Annotated in this window: 20 protein-coding genes; 3 read left to right on the top strand and 17 right to left on the bottom strand. The window is 68.6% G+C overall.

What is annotated here, in order from left to right; genetic code table 11:
* Positions 1-50: 50 nt before the first annotated feature.
* The 4 genes from ABD260_RS28220 to ABD260_RS28205 form a co-directional block, all read right to left on the bottom strand.
* Complete coding sequence (locus ABD260_RS28220; protein WP_344238187.1) at positions 51-1,295, bottom strand: alpha/beta fold hydrolase; 1,245 nt, start codon at positions 1,293-1,295, stop codon at positions 51-53.
* Positions 1,296-1,389: 94 nt separating this feature from the next.
* A complete protein-coding gene (gene aspS, locus ABD260_RS28215) occupies positions 1,390-3,165 on the bottom strand; it encodes an aspartate--tRNA ligase (RefSeq protein ID WP_344238185.1) in 1,776 nt (591 codons plus the stop codon).
* Positions 3,162-4,490, bottom strand: coding sequence for a histidine--tRNA ligase (gene hisS, locus ABD260_RS28210; protein WP_344238183.1), 1,329 nt, complete (start codon positions 4,488-4,490; stop codon positions 3,162-3,164). The genes aspS and hisS overlap by 4 nt, the downstream gene beginning before the upstream one ends.
* Positions 4,491-4,500: 10 nt before the next feature.
* Positions 4,501-5,190: an MBL fold metallo-hydrolase gene (locus ABD260_RS28205; RefSeq protein ID WP_344238181.1), complete on the bottom strand. Its 690-nt coding sequence runs from the start codon at positions 5,188-5,190 to the stop codon at positions 4,501-4,503.
* A 401-nt stretch (positions 5,191-5,591) separates the two neighbouring features.
* On the opposite strand from ABD260_RS28205, the gene ABD260_RS28200 reads away from it, so the two are divergent.
* Positions 5,592-6,818, top strand: a complete 1,227-nt coding sequence (locus ABD260_RS28200) for a DUF349 domain-containing protein (protein ID WP_344238179.1) — start codon at positions 5,592-5,594, stop codon at positions 6,816-6,818.
* 197 nt (positions 6,819-7,015) lie between these two features.
* A complete protein-coding gene (locus ABD260_RS28195; RefSeq protein ID WP_344238177.1) occupies positions 7,016-7,879 on the top strand; it encodes a hypothetical protein in 864 nt (287 codons plus the stop codon).
* A 293-nt stretch (positions 7,880-8,172) separates the two neighbouring features.
* On the opposite strand, the gene ABD260_RS28190 is transcribed toward ABD260_RS28195, so the two are convergent.
* Positions 8,173-9,153 carry a hypothetical protein gene (locus ABD260_RS28190; protein WP_344238175.1) on the bottom strand — a complete coding sequence of 327 codons (981 nt, stop codon included), beginning with the start codon at positions 9,151-9,153 and terminating at the stop codon, positions 8,173-8,175.
* Between the two features lies 1 nt (position 9,154).
* Positions 9,155-9,748 carry a papain-like cysteine protease family protein gene (locus ABD260_RS28185; protein ID WP_344238173.1) on the bottom strand — a complete coding sequence of 198 codons (594 nt, stop codon included), beginning with the start codon at positions 9,746-9,748 and terminating at the stop codon, positions 9,155-9,157.
* Between the two features lie 180 nt (positions 9,749-9,928).
* Between ABD260_RS28185 and ABD260_RS28180 the strand changes: the two genes are divergently transcribed.
* Positions 9,929-10,837, top strand: coding sequence for a hypothetical protein (locus ABD260_RS28180; protein WP_344238171.1), 909 nt, complete (start codon positions 9,929-9,931; stop codon positions 10,835-10,837).
* Here ABD260_RS28180 and ABD260_RS28175 read toward each other — a convergent pair.
* The 11 genes from ABD260_RS28175 to ABD260_RS28125 form a co-directional block, all read right to left on the bottom strand.
* Positions 10,834-11,556, bottom strand: coding sequence for a hypothetical protein (locus tag ABD260_RS28175; RefSeq protein ID WP_344238169.1), 723 nt, complete (start codon positions 11,554-11,556; stop codon positions 10,834-10,836). The genes ABD260_RS28180 and ABD260_RS28175 overlap by 4 nt on opposite strands.
* A gap of 280 nt (positions 11,557-11,836) precedes the next feature.
* Positions 11,837-14,026 carry a RelA/SpoT family protein gene (locus ABD260_RS28170; protein WP_344238382.1) on the bottom strand — a complete coding sequence of 730 codons (2,190 nt, stop codon included), beginning with the start codon at positions 14,024-14,026 and terminating at the stop codon, positions 11,837-11,839.
* Between the two features lie 383 nt (positions 14,027-14,409).
* Positions 14,410-14,949: an adenine phosphoribosyltransferase gene (locus tag ABD260_RS28165; RefSeq protein WP_344238167.1), complete on the bottom strand. Its 540-nt coding sequence runs from the start codon at positions 14,947-14,949 to the stop codon at positions 14,410-14,412.
* On the bottom strand, positions 14,949-16,124 hold the full coding sequence (secF, locus tag ABD260_RS28160; protein ID WP_344238165.1) for a protein translocase subunit SecF: 1,176 nt from the start codon (positions 16,122-16,124) through the stop codon (positions 14,949-14,951). Before secF ends, ABD260_RS28165 begins: the two co-directional genes overlap by 1 nt.
* On the bottom strand, positions 16,124-17,878 hold the full coding sequence (gene secD / locus ABD260_RS28155) for a protein translocase subunit SecD (protein WP_344238163.1): 1,755 nt from the start codon (positions 17,876-17,878) through the stop codon (positions 16,124-16,126). The genes secF and secD overlap by 1 nt, the downstream gene beginning before the upstream one ends.
* 111 nt (positions 17,879-17,989) lie before the next feature.
* The gene (gene yajC / locus ABD260_RS28150) at positions 17,990-18,481 is read right to left on the bottom strand and encodes a preprotein translocase subunit YajC (RefSeq protein ID WP_344238161.1); all 492 of its coding nucleotides are present in this window, start codon (positions 18,479-18,481) and stop codon (positions 17,990-17,992) included.
* A 314-nt stretch (positions 18,482-18,795) separates the two neighbouring features.
* Complete coding sequence (gene ruvB / locus ABD260_RS28145) at positions 18,796-19,848, bottom strand: Holliday junction branch migration DNA helicase RuvB (RefSeq protein WP_344238159.1); 1,053 nt, start codon at positions 19,846-19,848, stop codon at positions 18,796-18,798.
* A 3-nt stretch (positions 19,849-19,851) separates the two neighbouring features.
* The gene (gene ruvA / locus ABD260_RS28140) at positions 19,852-20,454 is read right to left on the bottom strand and encodes a Holliday junction branch migration protein RuvA (RefSeq protein WP_344238157.1); all 603 of its coding nucleotides are present in this window, start codon (positions 20,452-20,454) and stop codon (positions 19,852-19,854) included.
* 115 nt (positions 20,455-20,569) lie between these two features.
* The gene (gene ruvC / locus ABD260_RS28135; RefSeq protein WP_344238155.1) at positions 20,570-21,166 is read right to left on the bottom strand and encodes a crossover junction endodeoxyribonuclease RuvC; all 597 of its coding nucleotides are present in this window, start codon (positions 21,164-21,166) and stop codon (positions 20,570-20,572) included.
* Positions 21,167-21,361: 195 nt separating this feature from the next.
* Entirely contained in the window at positions 21,362-22,795 is a 1,434-nt protein-coding gene (locus ABD260_RS28130) for a GNAT family N-acetyltransferase (RefSeq protein WP_344238153.1), read from the bottom strand.
* Between the two features lie 1,010 nt (positions 22,796-23,805).
* Complete coding sequence (locus ABD260_RS28125) at positions 23,806-24,267, bottom strand: hotdog fold domain-containing protein (protein WP_344238151.1); 462 nt, start codon at positions 24,265-24,267, stop codon at positions 23,806-23,808.
* Positions 24,268-24,735 lie beyond the last annotated feature (468 nt).

The raw sequence follows: 24,735 nt of genomic DNA, 5'->3' as shown, positions 1-24,735 counted from the left end.
GCTGCCGGCCGCACCACTACCCGTCCTTCGGTACCGATCCGACGGCGTGCTCAGCCGGCCGGGTCAGCCTCGCCCTTGTAGGCGGTCAGCGGTTGCCCCGCCAGGAAGCGCATGATCGCGTTCAAGTACGCCGGACCAGCCTGCCCAGTGATCCCGTGCCCAGCCCCCGGGATGTACACCATCGTTGCTCCAGGCAACGTGTCGCGGTATTCCCGGGTATCCACCCACGGTACGTAGTCACACTCCGCCCGCAACACCAGCGCCGGCGTCTTGAGCGTACGAAGCACCGGCCGCGGATCGGCAATCTGATCGAAATCCGCATTCGTCAGCTGATTCGTATAGAACCCCTGCGGATTGTTGTGCCCCGTACCCTCCGGACCGCCCGCGCACCCACCCAACCCCCGCCCCGTCAACGCGATCTCATGCAACCGCGAATCCGCCTCCGCATCCCCCACCACCGCATGCGCCGCCCGCGGATTGAGGCCCAGCAAGACCGCCTGGAACAAGAACCGCGGCGCCGACACCAACGAGTCGTACCGCTTCTTGTCCGCCCCGGTCAGCCGATTCCACGGCGAAACCTCGGTCTCCGGATGCGCCTTCGGCCAAATCTCCCCCGGCGAAGTGAACGCCACCTTCTCAACCCGATCCGGATGCGCAGCCAAGTACTGCGCCGCCAGCGACCCACCCCAGGACTGCCCGATCACAATGATCCGATCCGCCTTGATAGCAGTCCGCACCGCCTCCAGATCGGCCACATTGCGTGCCACCGTGTACTTGGTGACGTCCTTCAACCGAGTGGACCGTCCGGCACCGATCTGGTCGTACCCGTACACGTCATACCCAGCCGCGTTCAGCTCTTTCGTGCCGTACGGCAACCCCTCATGCGGCGTACCAGGCCCACCATGCAAAAAGACCACCGGAACCGGCTGCCGTACACCGCCCGTAGCCGGACTGTGTACGTACGCCAGCCGCGTCCCGTCCGGCAATGACCAAAACGCCACCCCAGCAGGCACCGCCGCCACCGGCTGAGCGGGGAACGGACGCAGGAACACCAACGAGAACACGAGCGCCAACGCCACCGACCACCCGGCCGCGAAGAGCACCGCAGCGCGCAACCGCCCGAGCCGAGCCATCCCCCAGCCGACCAGGAACAGCACCAACAAACCGGCGCCCAGGAACACCACAGGCACCGGCACCACGGCTGCCATCAGCAGCATCGCGAGCAGACCAGCCACCGGAGCGACGATCGCACCCAGAACAACCAGCAGGACCCGCGGACGATTCGAAGAAGTCACCTCATGACGCTAAGTGACCGAACAGTCTCTTGTCGTCAGGCGCGCGACCGATTGCCGTACATCCAGCGATGTACGGCAATCGGCCAAAAAGCTGCTACTCGCCCTTCTTCTCCGGCTTCGCGTCCACGCCGGCTTCCTTGCGCTGGGCCGCCGTGATCGGGGCCGGCGCCGCGGTCAGCGGGTCGAACCCACCGCCCGACTTCGGGAACGCGATCACGTCCCGGATCGACTCGGTCCCGGCCAGCAGCGCGGTGATCCGGTCCCAGCCGAACGCGATCCCACCGTGCGGCGGCGCGCCGAACTTGAACGCGTCGAGCAGGAAGCCGAACTTCTCGGTCGCCTCCTCGTCGGTCAGGCCCATCACCTTGAAGACCCGCTTCTGCACGTCCTCGCGGTGGATACGGATCGACCCGCCACCGATCTCGTTGCCGTTGCAGACGATGTCGTACGCGTACGCCAGCGCCGAGCCCGGGTCGGTGTCGAACGTCTCCAGCGAATCCGGCTTCGGCGACGTGAACGCATGGTGTACGGCGGTCCAGGCGCCGGAACCGACTGCGACATCCCCGGCCGCTGTGGCTTCGTCGGCCGGCTCGAACAGCGGCGCGTCCACGACCCACACGAACGACCAAGCCGACTCGTCGAGCAGCCCACCGCGACGGCCGATCTCCAGCCGGGCCGCGCCGAGCAGCGCCCGCGACGACTTGACCGGACCGGCGGCGAAGAAGATGCAGTCGCCCGGCTTCGCGCCGACGTGATCGGCGATCCCGGCGCGCTCTTCCTCGGACAGGTTCTTGGCGACCGGGCCGGCCAGCTCGCCGTCCTGCCCCACGAGGACATAGGCCAGACCGCGAGCACCACGCTGCTTCGCCCAGTCCTGCCACGCGTCCAGCTGCTTCCGCGGCTGGTCGGCGCCGCCCGGCATCACGACCGCGCCGACGTACGGCGCCTGGAACACCCGGAACGGCGTGTTCTTGAAGTACTCGGTGCACTCGACCAGCTCGAGGCCCATCCGGAGATCCGGCTTGTCGGACCCGAACCGGGCCATCGCCTCGCCGTAGGTCATCCGCGGAATCGGCGTCTGCACCTCGTACCCGACGAGCTTCCACAGCCCGGCCAGGATCTCCTCGGCGAGCGCGATGATGTCGTCCTGGTCGACGAAGCTCATCTCGATGTCGAGCTGGGTGAACTCCGGCTGCCGGTCGGCGCGGAAGTCCTCGTCCCGGTAGCAGCGCGCGATCTGGTAGTACCGCTCCATGCCGGCCACCATCAGCAGCTGCTTGAACAACTGCGGCGACTGCGGCAGCGCGTACCAGCTGCCCGGCTGCAGGCGGGCCGGGACCAGGAAGTCGCGGGCGCCTTCCGGCGTCGAACGGGTCAGCGTCGGCGTCTCGATCTCGACGAAGTCGTGCTTCGCCAGTACGTCCCGGGCCGCCTTGTTCACCTCGCTGCGCAGCCGGATCGCCGCACCCGGGCCCTGCCGGCGCAGGTCCAGGTACCGGTACTTGAGCCGGATCTCCTCGTTCACCGGCGTCGCGTGGTGCTCCTCGACCGGGAACGGCAGCGGCGCGGCCTCGTTCAGTACCTCGACCTCGCTGGCGATGATCTCGATCTCGCCGGTCGGCAGGTTCGGGTTCGCGTTGCCCTCCGGGCGCGGGGAGACCTCGCCGACGATCTTCAGGCAGTACTCCGACCGCAGCCCGCTCGCGGCCTCCTCGTCCCGGATCACGACCTGGACGGTGCCGCTGGAGTCGCGCAGGTCGATGAACGCCACGCCGCCGTGATCGCGCCGCCGCGCCACCCAGCCCGCCAGGATCACGGTCTCGCCGGCGTGGGATGCGCGGAGCGTTCCTGCGGAACGGTTACGGATCACGACTTCTCCTCTTCGATGATGCTCGGTCGTACGTCTTCGGCGGGCGGCGCCCAGGTCGCGGCATCGGCCGGCACCTGCTCACCACTCCGGATGTCCTTCACTTCGGCGCCGTTCCCGGTACTGAACCAGACGAACGGAATCCCGCGCCGATCGGCGAACTTGATCTGCTTCCCGAACTTCGCCGCCGCCGGCGCCACCTCGACCGGAATCCCCCGGCCGCGGAGCTGGATCGCGGTCCGCATCGCCTCGGCCCGGTCGTCTTCGGTGTTCAGCGCGATCAGGACGGCGGTCGGCGTCCGCCGGCTCGCGCTCACCAGGCCCTTGCTGATCAACCGGTGCACGAGCCGCGACACGCCGATCGAGATCCCGACCCCGGGGTACGTGGTCTTGCCGTCCGACGCGAGCGAGTCGTACCGTCCGCCGGAGCAGATCGACCCGTACCCCTCGTCGCCGATCAGCTGCGTTTCATAGACCGTACCCGTGTAGTAGTCGAGACCGCGGGCGATCTTCAGATCCGCCACCAGCAGCCCCGGCGCGTGCTCGTTGGCCGCTGTCATGATCTGCGACAACCGCTCGAGACCCTCGTCGAGTACGTCGTGCTGGACGCCCAGCGCGCGCACCTGATCCGCGAACGACGCGTCCGTGCTGGAGATCTCGGCCAGCCGCAGCACCTGCTTCGCGGTCTCTGCCGACAGTCCGGACGCGGTGAGCAGGTCAGTGACCTTGTCCGGGCCGATCTTGTCCAGCTTGTCGACGATCCGGAGCGTACCGACGATGTCCTCGATGCCCAGGCCGCGATAGAAGCCTTCCGGGATCTGCCGCGTATTCACCTGAATCCGGAACGCCGGGATCGGCAGCTTGCGGAACGCGTCCGCGATCACCAGCGGCAGCTCGACCTCGTAGTGGAACGGCAGCTCGCCACTGTCGATGATGTCGATGTCCGCCTGGGTGAACTCGCGGTACCGGCCCTCCTGCGGCCGCTCACCCCGCCACACCTTCTGGATCTGGTACCGCCGGAACGGGAAGACCAGCTTGCCGCTGTTCTCCAGCACGTACCGGGCGAACGGCACGGTCAGGTCGAAGTGCAGTCCGAGGGCCGCGTCCTCGTCGGCGTTCGCGGCCAGCCGGCGTACGCCGTAGATCTCCTTGTCGGCGTCCTCGCCCTGATTGGACAGCCGCTCGACCGGCTCGACCGCACGGGTCTCGACGGACGCGAAACCGTGCAGCTCGAACGTCTCCCGGATGGTGTCCAGGAACGCCAGCTCGACGATCCGCTCACTCGGCAGGAATTCGGGGAACCCACTCAATGGGCTGATCTTACTCATTTGGCCTTGCTCATATGTTCTGTATCTCCAGGTCCTGCAAGTAGGGGTTGGTCGCCTTTTCCCGGCCGATCGTGGTCTGGCCACCATGACCCGGCAGGACGACGATCTCGTCGCGCATCGGCAGGATCTTGGTGGCCAACGTATGCAGCATCGCCGGATGATCGCCGCCAGGCAGATCCGTCCGGCCGATCGACCCGGCGAACAACACGTCCCCGGAGAACAGCACAGCCGGTACGTCCTCCGGCCCGTCGTACGGCGTGGTGAACGTGACCGAACCCTTGGTGTGCCCGGGGGTGTGGTCGACGGTGAAGTCCAGGCCCGCGAGCTGGACGCGCTGCCCGTCGGTCAGCTCGGCGACGTCGTCCGGCTCGGCGAACTCGTGCTTGCCACCGAGCAGCATCCGGGCCGTCTCCGGGCTGATCCCGGCCATCGGATCGGCCAGCAAGTGCCGGTCGTCCGGGTGAATCCAGGCGGTCGCGTCGTACGTACCGCAGACCGGGAGCACCGAGAACATGTGGTCGATGTGACCGTGCGTGAGCAGCACCGCGACCGGTTTCAGCTTGTTCTCCCGGACCACCTGCTCGACCCCCGGGGCAGCGTCCATTCCGGGGTCGATGACGAGGCATTCCGCGCCCTGGCCGGTGGCGACGACGTAGCAGTTCGTACCCCACGACCCCGCGGGGAACCCGGCGATGAGCACGACAGACCTTCCTGGAACGGTTCGGGACCCACCAAGGCTACCGGTCTGCGTACGGTGAGAACGAACCGGATTGTGACGCAACACCGTTGCGCCTGAGCTGGGAGTTTGTGATTGTTCAGGGATAGGCCTTTGATCCTCGCCTCCTGGCAGCTGCGAGCAGTTGCTCGGCGGAGTGCAGCGCAAGGCGGAGGACGAGGCTCGGAGTGGGTTTCTCCGTGCCTCGTCCTCCAACGCGGCGCTGTGCCCGCCGAGCGACGCGCAGCGCGCCAGGAGGCGAGGATGAAAGGCTGAGCGTCGAGATACTGGCTCGACGCGCCCGGACAGGCCCTGTTCGCGCGGTTGGACCGGGGACTGACCAGAATGGGCATGAGCGCAGTGCATACCGCCGGAAGGGGCGAGTTGTGGCCGGAGAGAACTGGGGCCGGGTAGCCGAGGACGGAACGGTCTTCGTACGGACGAAGGACGGTGAACGGGCGGTCGGCCAGTGGCCGGACGCGAACCCCGAGGAGGCGCTCGCCTTCTACACCCGCCGGTACGACGCGCTGGCCTTCGAGGTGGAGCTGCTGGAGCAGCGCGTCCAGGCCGGCACGGTCTCGCCGGACGACGCCCGCGCCGCGGTGAAGAAGGTCAGCAGCGCCCTCGAGGACGCGCAGGCGGTCGGCGACCTGGACGGCCTCCGCGGCCGGCTCGAGGCGCTGTCCCCGCTGGTCGCGCAGCAGCGCGAACGCCGCAAGGCCGAACGCGCCGCGAAGGTCGAGGAAGCCCGCTCCGCGAAAACCAAGATCGCCACCGAGGCCGAGACGATCGCGGCCGGTACGGACTGGCGGCACGGTGTTACTCGTTTGCGCGAACTGCTCGACGAGTGGAAGGCCCTTCCCCGGCTGGACAAGTCATCCGATGACGAGCTGTGGCACCGGTTCTCGTCGGCGCGGACGACGTACACGCGGCACCGCAAGCAGCATTTCGCCGAGCTCTCCTCCAAGCGTGAGGAGGCCGCGGTCGTGAAGGAGCGGCTCGCAGCCGAGGCGGAGACGCTCGCCTCGTCCAACGACTGGGGTCCGACCTCTGGCCGCTTCCGGGACCTGATGCGGCAGTGGAAGGCCGCCGGCCCCGCGCCGCGCGAAGTCGACGACAAGCTCTGGGCGCGCTTCCGGGCCGCGCAGGACCTGTTCTTCGGCGCCCGCGACGCCGTCCAGGCCGAGGAGAACGCCGAACAGGTCGAGAACCTGCAGGCCAAGGAAGCGCTCCTGGTCGAGATCGAGGGCATCCTCCCGGTCACCGACGCCAAGGCGGCCCGCGACCAGCTCCGCGACTACCTGGACCGCTGGGACCAGATCGGCAAGGTCCCGCGCGACTCGATGCGCGCCATCGACAGCCGCCTGCGCGCCGTCGAACAAGCCGTCAAGTCCGCCGAGGACGAAGTCTGGAACCGCAGCAACCCCGAAGCCCGCGCCCGCGCCGAAGCCACCGTCAAACAACTCCAGTCCCTGATCGCAGACCTGGAAAAACAAGCCACCAAGTACGAGTCCCAGGGCAACACCCGCAAAGCCACCGAAGCACGGGAGGCCATCGCCGCCCGCCGAGAATGGCTAACCCAAGCCCAAAACGCCCTCAACGACTTCAGCTGACCCCCATCTAACCGACTCCAGCCGGTCGGATCAGCTGGTTGGTTCAGCCGGTTGGTTCAGCTGGTTGGTTCAGCTGGTTGGTTCAGCTGGTTGGTTCAGCTGGTTGGACGACCGCACGTGGGTCGGCGTCGCGTGCGGCCCGCGCACCTGTGGATAACCGTCGGCACGATCCGGCTTGTTGGGTCCATCATGTCGAGATGCTCCCCGCCGACTTCCCGTACTTCTTCTGCGGCCTGCCGTTCCGCGCCAAGCAGGTTCGAGGCAAGCTCAAGTGGCTGCTGGCCCAGGGAGACATCCGGCAGATCATGAAGGGCGTGTACGTCGACGTACGCGTACCGGACTCGCCCGAGCTGCGAGCCGAGGCGATGGAGCTCGTGGTACCGCCGGACGCGGTCGTGTGCGGACCGGCCGCCGCCTGGCTGCACGGGCTCGACACGACCGTCCTCGGACCCACCGGACTGGTCGAGCCCCAGTGGACGCAGCGATCGGTCGACACGGTGAAGGTGCAAGGCCTCCGGGTGACCAGCCCGATCGCCACCGCGGTCGAGCTCGCGATGTGCCTGCCACGACCGTTCGCCCTGTCCGCCGTCGACGCGTTCCTCCGCTCCGGCAAGGCCGACCGCTGGGCGCTCCGCGCCGCCTCCGCCGCGTACGAGGGCCGACCCGGCTACGGCCAGGGCCAGGACGTGCTCCGCTGGGCCGACCGCAGGGCCGCGTCACCGGCTGAGTCCTGGATGCGCCTCCGCCTGATCGACGCCGGTTTCCCCCGCCCCGAGCTGCAGGTTCGTGTCGAGGGGAAGGGGCGGGTGTATCACCTGGATCTCGGGTACCCGGATCGCCCCGTGGACGGGCGCCGGCTCGGGCTGGAGTACGACAGTGACCAGTGGCACTCCTCCACGCGCCAGCAACTCCGCGACGAAACCCGCCGCACCGAACTCGACTCCCTCGGCTGGCACATCATCCAAGTCCACCGCCCAGACCTCTGGGGCTCCTACCCCGCCCTGGAACTAGCCGTAGGCGCCTTCCTCTGCCAACACCCCCGCCTCCCCCGCCGCTGGTAACCACCAACCACCCAGCCGGTGCGCCTTGAGCTCGGGACATGCGCCGAAGGACAGGTGGTACTCGGGTGGACCTAGTACACCTGAGGCTGGCGGTGGGCTGCGCGTACGTCGTACGCAGGTGTACTACCTGTCGTTACGTACACCAATCGCCTGCTGCGGTGGTGCGGTACCGAAGGACGGGTAGTGGTAGGCCCGAGCCCGGGCGGCTGAGCGTGGCAGGGGCGGGTGGGGGTGGCGTTTGCGGGTGTACTACCCGTCGTTCGGTACCACGACGGGTAGTACGTGGGGTGCGGTTAGGGGTGGGTGGGTTTGCGGCGGCGGATGAGGATGAGGGTGGTGGTGGCGAGGGTGAGGGCGGCTGCGGTTAGTGGGAGGGCGGGGTTGGAGGGGGCCGGGTTGGCAAGGGACGCGGAGGGGGCGGTGCCGGCGGTGGAGGTGGACGTTTCGGCAGATGTGGCGGCGGAGGTTTCGGAGGTGGTGGTGGGGTGGGTGGGGGTGTAGCCGCCGGCTAGGCCTTGGGTGTTGTAGGGGGTGTTGGGGAGTTTGTCGGAGTAGCGGGTGTGGACGAGGTCTTGGTAGGTGGCGATCGAGATGGGGTTGGGGCCGGTTGCGTTCACGGCGGCGGGGTTGAGGGGGCGGACTTGGGTGCGGGTCAGGGCGTACCAGGCGCCGATCTGGGGTTCGGTGAAGACGAGGGTGCCTTGGGCCGCTTTGGTCATGCGGGATTCGGTGTTGCCGGAGGCCACGTTGACCGGGTGCCAGGTGCCGGCTTGGTCGGGGACGGTGAAGATCGTCAGGGGGCGGCCGGACTTGGTGGCTGAGGTGGCGGCGTACCAGAAGGTTGCTACTGGTGCCTCGGGGTCGCGGATGAAGGCTGGGTTGAGGGCGTAGATCGGGTGGGTGTCTTGGGCAACTGTCACCGGGCCTGGTTTGGCGGTCCGGGTGGCGGCGGCGCCGGAGTCCGTGGGGACCTTGCCCAGCAGGGTGATCGCGGCGCCGGAGTAAGCGGCGTTTGTTGCCTTTGACAACTCGGTCGGGGAGATCGGGTTCGGGCCGGCGGCGTTGGCGGGGGCCGCGGCGGCGAAGGTGAGGGTGAGCGCCGCCGCGAGGACGCCGGTCACGACAGCCGCCCGTCGGAACAAGACGTTCTTCGGACGGACCCGGGACAGCCTCGGCCGGAGCACGGTGGACCGGAGCGCCGCGGACCAGAGCTCGGTGGACCGGAGCGCCACGGGCCGGAGCTCGGTGGGACGGAGCGGTTTGCGGGTGGGCATGTCAGGCTCCTATCCGGTAGAGGGAGTGCGTCCAGGTGAACTGGGAGTTCGAGCGGTACCAGTTGTACGTCGAGTAGTTGTAGCGGGAGTCGTCCGGCCACGGGTTGTAGTACTCGATGGTGGAATCGGACGAGTCGTACCCGATGATGTCCATCATGTGACCGCCACCCGAGCTCCACCCGATCCGCGTCATCACCGGTCGCCCGGCCGCGATTTCGGTGACGATGGTGCTGAAGCTGAGCGTGGACGAAACGTAGTTCCCGGTACTGATCCCGATCGCGCCGAACGCGCGCTGGTCATTGGCGAGCGAAGCCTGATTGTTCGGACAAGTCGCATTCGTGTTGTACCCGAACGCCAGGTTGCAGAACTGGTTCTGCGAGTACGAGCGGCCGTAGTACGCGGCGATGCTGTTGCCGGTGGCTGCCCAGCACCAGTTCGTCTTCTGCTGGGCCTGGCCGGTGACGTTCAGGTACCAGCTGCCGGGTGCGGCCGAGGCCGTCGGGGCGAGTGGCGCGAGCGTCGCCAGGCCGAGGATTGTGGCCATCAGCAACGACCAGAGTGGGCGGCGCGGGCGGCTGGGGCGGAGCCTTCGCATGGGTCCTCCTTCGAGCGGAGAGTTGGGCGGAGTCCATCGTCAGGACGCCGGTACGCGGCGGCAAGCGCCTGACCCGGGGCGTACGGCCGGTTGTGAACGTCGACGGACCGTGAACAGCGCGTGACGAACCAGTGCCGGACAGTGCTGTGAATGTTTACACTGCCCCAAAGGAGTCCGCCCATGACCCGAGCCTCAGCACCCTCAGCCCCCGAAGTCACCCCGGATGCGTCGTTCGCGGACGCGTTGCGGCAGGCGATCGCCCAGCGTGGGCTGGCGCTGAGCCGTCTTCGTACGCACCTCGCCGACCGCGGCCTGCACGTCGGCGTCGCGACCCTCAGCACCTGGCAGAGCGGCCGGCGAATCCCCCGCGAGGACTCGCTGGCCATCATCACCGCGCTGGAGGAGCTGCTCCGGCTGCCCACCGGCTGGCTGACGGTACGGATTCCGCTGCATCGCGGCGAGCCGAGCACGGCACCACAGCCGTACGCGGTTGTGCACTACGCCGAGGCGCTCACCCGGATGCTCGACCGGCTCCGCCGCGACGCCCACGGCCGGCTGCGCAACGTCACCGTACTGGAGGAGGTCTGTCTCGGTGCGGACCGGAGCGCGTACCGGCGGCGCGTGATCCAGAGCGTGGTCGCCGTCCAACCGGTCGATCGGCTGATCATCGCGCACCAAGGCGAACCCGGCTCCGATGCCGAAGGATTCACCCTGCGGGCGCTGAGCGGATGCCGTACCGGCCGGATCGCCCGCTCCCCCGAAGCCGGCGCGCTGCTCGGCGAACTGCTCCTCGACCGGGTGCTCGCGATCGGTGAAACCGCGGTCGTGCATTACGAGATCGAGGACCGTACCGGCCTGCCGTCCACCGACTATCAACGGTTCAGCGAATGGGGCGGCATGCACTACGTACTGGAGGTGCAGTTCGAGCGTACGGCGCTCCCGGTCCGCGTCCATGAACTACGCCGTCGCCACAGCGGCGGCCCCAACCTCGTACACCGCGAACTGTTGCTCACCCCGGACAACCGCGCCCACCTGATCGAGCCCGCCGCCACCGCCGGGACGATCGGCCTCGCTTGGGAATGGGACTAGCTGCGGAAGCCGGCGTGTACGTGGTCGTGATGCGTACGGTCGGAGAAGAACGCGGCGCCGCTCAACTGATAGGGGCCGCCAACGTTGTACGAACCAATGGATTCGGCCGCACGCATGTAGCCGGTGACAAGCGATCGAGAAGTCGTTGGCGACACCACCGGATGGCCGTTGATTTGCCAGGTGTCGAAGGCTCGGCCGCGCGGGTGATCGCTCGGGCGGGTCGTGCCGAAGACGTCGAGCGGATGGCCGGAGCGGATCACGCTGATGCCGATTCGGTACGTCTTGGCGAGTTCCAGCATCGTGGTCAGGACGCTGTCGTGGACCTGGCCGGAGCGGATGTCGGCGGCTGAGGCGGGCGGGAGGGTGATCTGCCCGCTGCTCAGCACCTGCCGGGCCGCGGTCGACAGTCCGGTGATCGCCTTGCCGGGCTGGGCCGGGTGCAGTGCGGTGACTCGCCAAGTGCCGTTGGATTTGCTGAGGCGTACGTCGACTGTGGTGCCGCCGGTCATCAGCTTGCCGCCGGAGATGGTGTAGACGCGGCACGGTACGAGCACGCTGGCCGTGTCGGTCAGGATGCCGCCGTACTGGGCGTCGATCACGTCGACCGCGGCCCGCGTACCGGCCGGATGCAGCAGCTTCACCACCGCCGCGACGGCAACCGCCTTCGCCTCCGGCTCGATCTCACCCGCACCGGGAGTCCACGCCCGGACCGCAGGCAAAGCAACAGCCGGCGCGGACGTGGAAGGTGCCGAGGACGCAGACGCCGAGGGTGAGGAGACCGGTGAGGGCGAGGGTGAGAAGTCCGGCGAACTGCCCGGCGCCCTAGAAGGTGAAGGCGTTGAAGTGTGGCCGCTGGAAGCACCACATCCCGCCAGCGCCCCAGCACCACCGATCAACAACACCCGTCGCCCGAAACCACCCATACCCGCAGTCTCCCCCGCCCGCCCAAACGCGGACGGAGGTACCGCACCGAGCACCCCGCCCAACCAGCGAGCGAACCTACTGCGTCACCCGGTAAACGTCGAACACGCCCTCCACCGACCGCACGGCCTTCAACACATGACCCAGATGCGTCGGATCGCCCATCTCAAACGTAAACCGAGACTTCGCAATCCGGTCCCGCGTAGTAGTCAGCGCCGCCGACAAAATATTCACGTGGTAGTCCGACAACACTCGCGTGATATCGGACAGCAACCGCGCCCGATCCAGCGCCTCGACCTGGATAGCCACCAAGAACACCGATTGAGCAGTAGGCGCCCACTCGACCTCGACGATCCGCTCCGGCTGGGTCTTCAGGTTCTCCACGTTGGCGCAGTCCGCCCGGTGTACGGAGACGCCCGCGCCCCGGGTGATCCAGCCGATGATCTCGTCACCAGGCACCGGAGTACAGCACCGGGCCAGCTTCGAGAGCACGTCGGTCGCGCCCTTGACGATCACCCCGGCGTCGCCGCGCGCGGTCCGCTTCCGCCGCTCGCGCGACTGCGGCAGCCGCAAGCCTTCGGCCAGGTCCTCGGCCGCGCCTTCCTCGCCACCGTACGTCTCGATCAATCGGCGTACGACCGCCTGCGCGCTCACATGCTGCTCGCCAACGGCGGCATACAGACCGGTGACGTCCGGGTAGCGCAGCGAGTTCGCCACTGCGGTCAGCGTTTCGTGCGACAGCAGCCGCTGCAGCGGCAGGCCCTCCTTGCGGAGCTGCTTCGCGATCGCGTCCTTGCCGTGCTCGATCGCCTCGTCCCGGCGCTCCTTGGAGAACCAGTGCTTGATCTTGTTCCGCGCCCGCGGGCTCTTGACGAACGTCAGCCAGTCGCGCGACGGCCCCGCGCCCTGCGCCTTCGAGGTGAACACCTCGACGACGTCACCGTTCTCGAGCGTGCTCTCCAGCGGCACCAGCCGCCCGTTCACCCGGGCGCCGATACAGCGGTGCCCGACCTCGGTGTGCACCGCATACGCGAAGTCGACCGGCGACGATCCCACCGGCAGTGACATCACGTCACCGCGCGGCGTGAACACGTACACCTCGGCGTTGTTGATCTCGAAGCGCAGCGAGTCCAGGAACTCGGACGGGTCCGACGTCTCGCGCTGCCAGTCGACGAGCTGCCGCACCCAGGGCATGTCGTTCGGCCCGCCGATGTCGGTGCTCGGCGTGGCCGGCACCGCGGAGGTCGGGTCCTCCTTGTACTTCCAGTGCGCGGCGATCCCGTACTCGGCCCGGCGGTGCATCGAGAACGAGCGGATCTGCAGCTCGACCGGCTTGCCCTGCGGACCGATCACCGTGGTGTGCAGCGACTGGTACATGTTGAACTTCGGCATCGCGATGTAGTCCTTGAACCGGCCCGGGACCGGGTTCCAGCGCGCGTGCATGATGCCGAGGGCGGCGTAGCAGTCCCGGACCGACTCGACCAGGACCCGGATGCCGACCAGGTCGTAGATGTCGCCGAACTCGCGGCCGCGGACGATCATCTTCTGGTAGATCGAGTAGTAGTGCTTCGGCCGGCCGGTGACGGTGGCCTTCACCTTCGCCGAGCGCAGGTCCTCGTGGACCTGGTCGATCACCGTCGCCAGGTACTCGTCCCGGGACGGCGCGCGCTCGGCGACCAGGCGGACGATCTCGTCGTACACCTTTGGGTGCAAGGTCGAGAACGCCAGGTCCTCGAGCTCCCACTTGATCGTGTTCATACCCAGCCGGTGCGCCAGCGGGGCGTAGATCTCCAGCGTCTCGCGGGCGATCCGCTCCTGCTTCTCCTGCCGGAGCGAGCCGAGCGTACGCATGTTGTGCAGCCGGTCGGACAGCTTGATCACCAGGACCCGGATGTCCTTAGACATCGCGACCACCATCTTGCGGATGGTCTCGGCCTGCGCGGACTCGCCGTACCGGACCTTGTCCAGCTTGGTGACACCGTCGACCAGCATCGCGATCTCTTCGCCGAAGTCACGGGTCAGATCCTCGACCGTGTACGGCGTGTCCTCGACCGTGTCGTGCAGCAGCGCCGCGCAGAGCGTGGTCGCGGTCATACCGAGCTCGGCCAGGATGGTGGCGACGGCGAGCGGATGCGTAATGTACGCGTCACCGCTCTTGCGCATCTGGCCGGTGTGGTACTTCTCCGCCGTCCGGTACGCCCGCTCGATCATGCCGAGATCGGCCTTCGGGTGGGTCGCGCGGACCACCCGGAACAGCGGTTCGAGCATCGGTGCCCGGTTCGGATGCCGGGTGCCGCCGAGGCGGGCCAGCCGGGCGCGGACCCGGGCCGGAGCGATCCGTGGCGGTTGCTGGCCGGGGGGCGGCGACGACACGGGCGCCGGGCGCACCGGTGACGGCGCGCGCGGAGGCTCCGGCGGTACTGCATTTGGTACCGCTGAAGTCATCGCCGGGTCTTCGCCCACGTTGTGTCCCTCCGCCGACAGACCACCAGTCTAGAGGCCCGCGCCCAACGCGGCAGACCCACCTGTGGATAACACGCCGGGTCAACGAAACGTCACGGCCTGTTCGGAAAATACTTACCGGAAGGCAACGATCCGGCCGCGTCGGTCTGACGCGGCCGGATCCGGTGTCTCAGCTGGTGAAGGGTGACTCAGACGGTGAGGAGAGAGCTGACTTCCTCGCCCTGCAGGCGCTCACGTCCCGGCAGGAACGACAACTCGAGCAGAACCGCGGTGCCGAGCACCTTGGCGTCGCAGCGGCGGATCAGCCGCAGGCACGCCTCGACGGTGCCACCGGTGGCGAGTACGTCGTCGATGACCAGCACGCGATCACCGGGTACGAACGCGTCCTGGTGTACTTCGATCGTTGCCTCGCCGTACTCCAGCGCGTACGACTCCTCGTACGTCGCCGCCGGCAACTTGCCTTTCTTTCGTACCGGCACGAACCCGGCGCCGAGCGCGAGCGCGACCGGGGCGGCCAGGATGAACCCGCGCGCCTCGATCCCGACCACCTTGTCGACGACCGGGTTCCCGTCGTCGTCCTTGCCGAACGCCGCCAGCGCCTCCACCACCTGGGTGAACCCGGTGTGGTCGGCCAGCAGCGGGGTGATGTCCTTGAACACCACCCCCGGCTTCGGGTAGTCCGGAATGTCCCGGATGCCGTCGGTGAGGACCTGCTCCAGCGTCCGCATCACTTACCGCGCTTCGAGCGCGGCTTGCGGGTGGGCTGCGGGCGTCCGGCCGCGGTCGCCTTCATCGGCCGCGACGACGGCGTCGGCACCGAGCCAGTGGCCCGCTCCGCCTTCCGCGGCGTGTCCTGGACCGCGGTACGGGACGCGGCGCCGGCGGTCGCAACCGCCGCCGGAGCGGCCGCGGCGGCAGCTGCCTGCGCCTTCTTCGAGGCCACCCGCTTGCTCAGCGCCTGCATGCCCGGCTCGCGCTCCTTGAAGACCGCGAGCAGCGACGGGGCGATGAAGATCGACGAGTACGCACCGACGGCGATACCGACGAACAGTGCCAGCGAAAGGTCCTTCAGCGGGCCGGTACCGAGCACGACCGTACCGACGACCAGAATCGCGCCGACCGGAAGCAGCGCGGTGACCGTGGTGTTGATCGACCGGACCACCGTCTGGTTCACGGCCAGGTTGGTGGCGTCCGAGTACGTGAACCGGTTCGACCCGGTGATACCGCGAGTGTTCTCGCGGACCTTGTCGAACACGACCACGGTGTCGTACAGGGAGTAACCGAGAATCGTCAGGACGCCGATCACGGTCGCGGGCGTCACGTCGAAGCCGATCAGCGCGTACACCCCGACGGTGATCGTGACGTCGTGGATCAGCGCGATGATCGCCGCCATCGAGGCTTTCGCCTCCCGGAAGTACAGCCAGATCACCGCGAACACCAGGACCAGGAACACGATCAGCGCGACGATCGCCTTGTCGGCGATCTGCTGGCCCCAGGACGCCCCGATCTGCTGGGACGTCACCTGATCGGACGGTACGCCGGCCTGCTTGGCGATCGCGTCCCGGACCCGGCCGATGTCGTTCTGGTCCAGCGGCTTGGTCTGAATCCGGACCTTGTCGTTGTTGATCGTGGTCACGACCGGGTCGCCGAGGCCCTTGGCGTTGGTCGCCTTCACCACATCGCCGAAGTTCTGCACGGTGGCGTCGGTGACCTGGGTCTTCGCCTCGTACTCGACGCCGCCGCGGAACTCGATACCGAGCGCCAGGCCGCGGGCGAACAGGCCGCCCAGCGAGATCACGACCAGCGCGATCGAGAGGCCGAACCAGAACTTGCGGTGACCGATGAAGTCGTAGGAGACCTCACCGCGGTGCAGCTTGGCACCGATCTGTCCGAGCTTCGACATCAGATCTCGCCTCCCACCGGCTTGCGCGTCGACGGCGTCTTCGGCTTCCGCACCGGCCGGGCCGACGGTTTCGTCTGCCCGGGCAGGCGTTCGACGCCGAGATGCTCGGGATCGAGACCGGACAGCTTGTGTCCGTGGCCGAAGAAGTCGGTCCGGGCCAGCAGCGTGACCACCGGCTTGGTGAACAGGAAGACCACCACCAGGTCGATCAGCGTGGTCAGGCCGAGCGTGAACGCGAAGCCACGGACGCTGCCGATCGCCAGCACGTACAGGACGATCGCGGCGAGCAGCGAGATCGAGTCGGCCGCGATGATGGTGTGCTTGGCGCGGGCCCAGCCGGTCTCCACCGAGGAGCGCAGACTGCGGCCCTCCCGCACTTCGTCCCGGAGCCGTTCGAAGTAGATGATGAACGAGTCCGCGGTGATGCCGACGGCAACGATCAGGCCGGCGATACCGGCCAGCGTCAGGGTGAACCCGATCGCCTTGCCGAGCAGGATCACCAGCGCCCCGGTCAGGACACCGGCGGCGCCGAGGGACAGGACGACGACCAGGCCGAGGCCGCGGTAGTACAGGAAGCAGAACAGCACCACCAGGCCGAGGCCGATCAGGCCGGCCCAGATGCCCGCGGACAGCTGGTCGCCACCGAGCTGCGCCGACACCGTCTCCACCGAGGAGATGTCGAACTTGACCGGCAGCGAACCGTACTTCAGCACGTTCGCCAGGTCGCGGGCCTCGGCCTCGGTGAACGTACCGGTGATCTCGGCCTGACCGCCCGGGATCGGGTTGTTCACGCTCGGGGTCGAGATGGTCTCGCCGTCCAGCACGATCGCGAACAGGTTCTGGCCCTGGCCGCGCTGCGAGATCGCGGTGGTGGCCTTCAGGAACTTGTCGCCACCGGCACCGGTGAACTTCAGGTTGACCTGCCACTGCAGGCCGTTCTGCGGGATCGCGGCGCTGGCGTCGGACAGGTCCGTACCGGCCATGATCGCCGGGCCGAGCAGGTACTTGTACTGCTTGTTCCGGTCGCAGGAGAACAGCGGCTTGTCCGGAGCGTCGCTCTGCTTGTCACCGCACTTGAACGCCGCGAACCCGGCCTGCGTGGCGGCATCCGGCGTGTACTTCAGCGGATCGCCGTCCGTGGCCGGCGTGCTTGGCGTCGCGGCCGGCGTGCTGGGCTTCGGCGTGGTGCTGGGCTTCGGCGTGGCGCTCGGAGTCGGCGTCGGCGTCGCGGCGGCGAGCACGCTGCTCCAGGCCCGGCCCTTCGGCGTGCTGCTCGGAGTGCCGGGCTTGACCGTGGCACTCGGCTTCGGCGTCGTACTGGCCTTCGGGGTCGTACTGGGCTTCGGGGTCGTGCTCGGCGTCGGCGCCGGGGCGACCTGGTCCGCGCTGTAGACGATCCGGAAGTAGAGCAGGGCGGTCTGGCCGACCTGATCCACCAGGGATTCCTTCGTGGCACCGGGGACCGCCACATTGATGTGGGTTCCACCGGAGGTGGTGATGTCGGACTCCGCGACACCGGCACCGTTGACCCGCTGGCCGATGATGTTCTTGGCCTCGTTCAGCTGGTCGGCGGTCACCTTCCCGCTGCCGTCGAGCGTGCTGGCGGTCAGCGTGATGGTGGTACCACCCCGCAGGTCCAGGCCGAGCTTGGGCTTCCAGGTCTTGGTCAGCGCCATGATCCCGAACAGCAGGACCACGACCACCGCCAAGGCGATCAGGCTCCGCCCGGGGCGGGTGGGTGAACTCGTTGCCACGTCAGTTTCAACCTTTGTACTTCTGGGCGCGCCACACCGTCACTGGATCATCACAGGCTTCGGATCATCACAGGACGCCGAACATCGCGCCGCAGGCCGTTGGGACGGAAATCAGTTCTCGGTGTGCGTCGGCGGCAGCTTCGGCGCGTCCTGCACCTTGCCGTCCGCCTTCTCCGCGGCCTGGTCGCGCGCCGTGTCCGGGACGTCGACCTTCTCGGCCTCCGGCTTGCCGGCAGCGTGGTCAGCCTGGTCGGCGTCGTCGGCGGCGGCCGGGGTGGCCTCGGCAGCGGTGACCTCGTCGGCGGTGTCCTCTTCCGGGATCACCCGGCCGATCGCGGCCTTGACGACCTGGATCAGCACGCCGTCGGAGATCTCCAGCGTCACGTACTCGTCGTCGGTCTCTTCGACGATGCCGACCATCCCGCTGGTGGTGATCACCTTGGTACCCGGGGTGAGCGCGGCGACCGTCTTTGCCTGCCGGTCACGCTGCTTGCGCTGCGTGCGGCTCATGAACCAAATCATTCCGACGATCAGGATCAGCGGCAGCAGCAGCGTGATGCCGCCACCCCCGGAGGAGGCCATCGGTACGGCGAGGAGTTGCATCGGGTCTCAAAATCCTTCGTCGGGTCGGGTGTACGGGCGTCCGGCACGCTCTGCTGAAGCGCGCAGGTCGCAGCGGAATGACCTGCAGGTCAGGCCACCGGGGAGTCTAACCCTGAGCGGCAACAAGTGCCTCATGACACCGGGTCACGTTTGCGTTACTCGCCACGCGGTGTCAATGCGGGGCGACTCAAGGTGTACTCAGTGTCTACGTACCGGCACCGGCAGTCGTTCCCGGCGCTCCGCTGTTCAGTTGCGGTCGAAACTTCTTCGGTTCCGGCCGATTCGGTCCTGGCCGGTTGGTCCTGGCCGGCGTTTCAGTCCTCGTCGGTCTCGAAGAGCGTGTCCGCGAAGGTCGCGCCCTTCGGTACCTTGAGGCCGATGTGCCGCCAGGCGGCGGGCGTCGCGACGCGGCCGCGCGGCGTACGCGCCAGATAGCCCGACCGGACCAGGAACGGTTCGGCCACCTCCTCCACGGTCTCACGTTCTTCGCCGACCGCAACCGCGAGCGTGGAAAGACCGACCGGACCACCGCCGAACCGCCGGCAAAGCGCATCCAGCACCGACCGGTCGAGCCGGTCCAAGCCCATCTTGTCGACCTCGTAGAGATCCAGGGCCGCCTTCGACAGCGCGAGCGTGATGATTCCGTCCGCGCGGACCTCGGCGTAGTCGCGGACCCGGCGGAGCAGCCGGTTCGCGATCCGGGGCGTACCGCGGGAACGGGACGCGATCTCGGTCGCGCCTTCCGCGGTGATGTCGACCTCCAGCAGCGCCGCCGACCGGTTCACGATCTTCTCCAGCTCGGCCGCCTCGTAGAACTCCAGATGCCCGGTGAACCCGAACCGGTCCCGCAGCGGACCCGGCAGCAGCCCGGCCCGGGTGGTCGCGCCGACCAGCGTGAACGGCGGAATCTCCAGCGGAATCGCGGTCGCGCCCGGCCCCTTGCCGACGATCACGTCGACCCGGAAGTCCTCCATCGCCATGTACAGCAGCTCTTCGGCCGGCCGAGACATCCGGTGGATCTCGTCCAGGAACAGCACTTCGCCCTCGCTCAGCCCCGACAGGATCGCGGCCAGGTCACCCGCGTGCTGGATCGCCGGGCCGCTGGTCACGCGCAGCGGCGCGGACATCTCGGCGGCGATGATCATCGCGAGCGTCGTCTTCCCGAGCCCGGGCGGGCCGGAGAGCAGCACATGGTCAGGCGTACGGTTCCGGCCGCGGGCCGCGTGCAGTACCAGCTCGAGCTGCTCGCTGACCCGCCGCTGCCCGCCGAATTCGGAGAGCGTACGCGGGCGCAGCGCGGACTCGATCTTTCGTTCCTCGAGGTCGACGGCATCCGCGGAAACCAGCGGCCGTACGTTGTCTTCCATCGATTACGCCTTGGAGAGCACGCGGAGGGCGGCGCGGAGCAGGTCGGGTACTGACGGGTTGGGGTTGTCGGCGGCGAGTGGCGAGACCGCGGTGACCGCGTCCTCCGCGTCCCGTGCGGACCAGCCGAGGCCGACCAACCCAGCCTGCACCTGATCCCGCCAGGCCTCCTGCGCCTGCAGCGGCCGGCCCGTCACCGTCTTGGACGGCGCGCCGATCCTGTCCTTCAGCTCGAGCACGATCCGCTGCGCACCCTTCTTACCGATGCCCGGGACCTTCACCAGCACGGCGAGATCCTCTGTCGCGACCGCGTGCCGCAGCTGGTCCGGACTCAGCACCGCGAGGGCTGCCTGAGCCAGCTTCGGACCCACACCCGAGGCAGTCTGCAGCAGCTCGAAGGTCTGCTTGGCGTCGTCGTCGGCGAACCCGTACAGCGTCAGGGAATCCTCACGGACCACCATCGAGGTGGAAATCCGGGCCTCCTGCCCCGGCCGCAGCCCGGCCAGCGTGCCCGGATCGCAGTACACCAGCAGCCCGACCCCGCCGACCTCGACCACAGCACTGTCGACCCCGACAGCCGCCACCGGCCCCCGCACGAACGCGATCATCACCAACCACCAAACCCTTCAAAACCAAACCCACCACTGCCCCAACCCGCGGCATCCCCCGCCGCCTGCCGTCCCTCTTCGGCTTTTGGCGTGCAGGCGGTGCGTTGCCCGGTGCTCATCGTTTTCCTTGCTGGGCGGCGACTGCGGCTCTAAGGCGTGCGACCTGCAGACGGGACTGTGCTTCGGCGGCGGCTTCCAGGTTGGACCGGCTCGCGGCGGCCTGCTGCAGCTTGCTGGTCACAGCACCGCGCCAAACATGACAGATCGCGAGCGCCAGCGCATCCGCCGCGTCAGCCGGCGTCGGCCGCTCGCTCAGCCGCAGAATCCGGGTGACCATCGTCGTCACCTGCTCCTTGTCCGCCCGCCCGGACCCGGTGACCGCCGCCTTCACCTCACTCGGCGTATGCAGCGCCACCGGCAACCCGCGCCGCGCGGCAACCACCATCGCCACCCCGGACGCCTGCGCCGTACCCATCACCGTCCGCACGTTGTGCTGCGCGAACACCCGCTCGACCGCGACCGCGTCCGGCTGATGCCGCTCGATCCACTCCTCCAGCTCGGCCTCGATCCGGACCAGCCGCTTCGATACGTCCAGCTCGGCCGGCGTCCGGATCACGCCCACGGCAACCAGCGCCGGCGGCTTCCCCGGCGTCCCCTCGACCACCCCGAGGCCACACCGAGTCAGTCCCGGGTCGACGCCGAGCACCCGCATGGACCACCTCCGAACGTTTGTTCGACAACCCTAGTCGGAGGCCACACCCGGACAGAAATCGACACACCGGCCCGGAAGCTGTCCAGCCCGGACACCACAGCAGGCGTCGCTGCGTACGGCTCAGAAGTTGCCGTGGACGTACGCCTGGGAAGTAGATGCGGGCGTACGCCTCAGAAGCCGTCGCGCGGGTGCGGCTCAGAAGTAGTCGAGCACGTACGGCTCGGCTCCCCCGAACACCCCATCCAGCACCGCGTCCACGCCACCCGCCTGCACGACCGCTCCCGCCCCACCCGCAATCGCGGCCGCTTGCGGACCACCCGCGTGCACGGCCGCATCGCCCGCGCCTCCGGCCACTGCTGCTTCGCCCGGGGCAGAGGATGCGCCGACGGCGCCTGCGCCGCGCGCAGCTGTGCCGGACTCGAGCGCGGATGCGCCGCCGGTGGCGAGGCCTGCGCTGCGGAGGGTGGCCATTGGCGTACTGGCGTACAAGGCCGCGAGGCCGCGTGGCCCAAGGCGGATCGGGTCGCCGGACGGGTCGCCCGGCGTCGGCCGAGCGGTGTTCGCAGGCGACTCTGCTGGCGTGAGCCGCGCGGTGTTCGCCGACAGCTCTGCTGGGGTGAGCCGCGCGGTGCTCGCCGACGACTCTGCGGGAGTGAGTCGCCCGGCGCCGTCGGCGACCGAGAGCCGCCAGTCGCCGGTGTTCTTCGGCAGCTCAGGATCGTCGATGCGCAGGTTGATCTCCGCCGACACCCCCGCCGGGAATCCACGCCCCGCGATCGCGGCCGGAGCGTCGACCAGCCGGAGCATCCACCGGTTGATCCGCGTATCCGCCTCCGCCTCATGCTCGGCCGTCAGATGAATCGGATCGAACGGCGCACAGTACGCATGCACGCTCTTCGCGATCGACGCCCCCGACCCGACCGTCGCCCACAGCGCGCGAGCGGTCTCCTCGGACCCGGCGATCAGCTCGTCCACCGCCAGGTTGCCGTCGGACCAGTTGTAAACCACGAACCCATCATCGGCCACGTACGCGAAGTTGTCCGCGTCGTCCAGCCACGACTCGATCTCACTCAACGGCCAAATCAACGGCCCGCTCGACCGGCGCGCCTGATGCGACTGGCCGGCCAGATCCATCAGCAGCTGCGCATCGGCCTTCGTCGCCTTCCGTACCGGCACATTCTTGCCACCGAGCGTCCGCAGATCAGCCGCTTCGAAGGTGTACTTGTACCTGTTGCCGGCGAACTCGTACCCCAGATGCCGGTACAGCACAGTCGTCGCCGGGTAGAGCGCTGTCAGCGGGTACCCCTTGTCGGCGCAGCGGTCCAGTACGCCCCGCATCAGCAGACTGCCGACACCCCGCCCCCGGTACTCCGGCGCGACCACAACACCGGCCACACCACCCATCGGTACGCGCCGCCCGTGCCACCACTGCTCAAACGGCCAGATCCGCGCGGCAGCAACCAGTTGATCCCCATCAACCACTCCGAGGAACCGCCCGTCCTCTATGAACGGACGCGCGTTCTTCTGCCACTCCTCCCGGTCCCCACCCGGCCCAAACGACCGACCCCGAACCTCCCACACAGCATCCAACTGCTCCGCAACAACATCCACCACCCGCAACCCAGTCACCCCCAGACCCTACGTCCCCACCCCACCCCCGCCGCCCAATTACCCCAACCACCCACCACCCAACCCAGCCCTCCCCAGACAACCCACCCCCAACCACCCACCCCACGCCACCACCCAGCGCCTGGCACTCGCCGCCCACCCACACACCCGCGCCGCGCCGCGCCATCCCGTCCCGGTCCTGCGCCATCTGAGGGGCCAGCCCCCGAGCTGGTGGGTTTGGCCGCGAGATTCTCAGGGGCCAACCCATCAACTGAAGGGCCGGCCCCTCAGCCGACGCCCGCGCGGCGCCGTCCCGCGCCGTCTCGCGCCGCTCCGTCCCGTCCCGCCCTGGTCCTGCGACGTCTGAGGGGCCAACCCCCGAGCTGGTGGGTTCGGCCGCAAGATTCTCAGGGGCCAACCCATCAACCGAGGGGCCGACCCCTCAGCCAACGCCCGCGCCGCACCGCCCCGCACCGCCCCGCTCCGCCCCGCGCCGTCCCGTCCTGCTCCGTCCCGTCCCGCTCCGTCCCGTCCCGCCCTGGTCCTGCGACGTCTGAGGGGCCAACCCCCGAGCTGGTGGGTTCGGCCGCAAGATTCTCAGGGGCCAACCCATCAACCGAGGGGCCGACCCCTGAGCCAACGCCCGCGCCGCACCGCCCCGCGCCGTCCCGCCCCACGCCGCCCCGCGCCGCACCGCCCCGCACCGCCCCGCTCCGCCCCACGCCGCCCCGCGCCGTCCCGCACCGCGCCGTCCCGCACCGCGCCGCCCCACACCGCGCCGCCCCGCGCCGTCCCGCCCCGCTCCGTCCCGCTCCGCGCCGTCCCGTCCCGCCCCGGTCCTGCGACGTCTGAGGGGCCAGCCCCCGAGCTGGTGGGTTTGGCCGCGAGATTCTCAGGGGCCAACCAATCAACCGAGGGGCCGGCCCCTGAGCCGACGCGCGCGGCGCGCTGTCCTGCGCTCGTTGGACGCCCAGCTGTTGTAGATCAGGCAGGTGAACCGTGCGCGGACTCTCGGCCCGCCTCTGGGTCACCTACTTCTTGTCGGTCACCCAGAGGTGGATGGTGCCCTCGACCACGACCGTGCCGTCGTCGCGCGTCGCCCGCACCCGTACCGGCACATCCGGACCGCCCTCCCACGCGCCCGGATCGGTCTCCGCCGTACAGAGGAGATCCGAAGTCGACTTGGCCAGGTACGAAACCTCCATCCCCTTCGGCAACCATCGTTTCCCGGCCGGCACCGTCGCCTCCGCCAGCGCCCCCATCGCCGCCTCCAACCCGTTGCACACGGCAATCGCATGCACGGTCCCAAGATGATTCAGCACCGCCCGCCGCTTCCGCAGGGTCAACGCCGCATAGTTCGCCCCCACCTGCACAAACCGAGGCCGAACCGACCGAAAGTACGGCGCCTTCCAGGCGAACCCCAAAGAAAACACCCACACGCCACCCGGTACGCCCCGCAACCGCTCCCACAACCCCAACACCTGACTACCCATCCCCCGATGTTACCCACGAGTCACATCCACCGGGAAGCACCACTGCGTTCCGCCTCGGCCGCATGCCCGCGGAACATCGACCCCGCCAGTCCCCCGCACTCCACGACGCACACGCCCAGCCGCTTCCATCACATCCGCACCGACCCGCTCACAGCACGGCCGCCTCCTCTACCCACCGACCCCACCTAGCCGTCGCCCCACTCCCCCCATCTCCCACAACACCACGTACATCCGGCCACACGACCACGTACGCCCACCGCACGCCGCCCCACCGCACGTATGCCCCCGGCCAACCACCGAGGCGTCGTTGCATTCACCCAGCCGCGCAACACCACGTACGCCCCGCCGCACACCGCCCGACCGCACAACAGCACATAGGCCCGGGCGGGGTTGGTGGCGCGGGGTTGGTGGCGCGGGGTTGGTGGGACGCGGTTGGGGCGGGGCGTCTTGGTGGGACGCGGTTGGGTG

Origin of the sequence: Kribbella hippodromi (assembly GCF_039531045.1) — a bacterium.
Classification (GTDB): domain Bacteria; phylum Actinomycetota; class Actinomycetes; order Propionibacteriales; family Kribbellaceae; genus Kribbella; species Kribbella hippodromi.
This window is presented reverse-complemented; position numbering and strand designations above follow the sequence as displayed.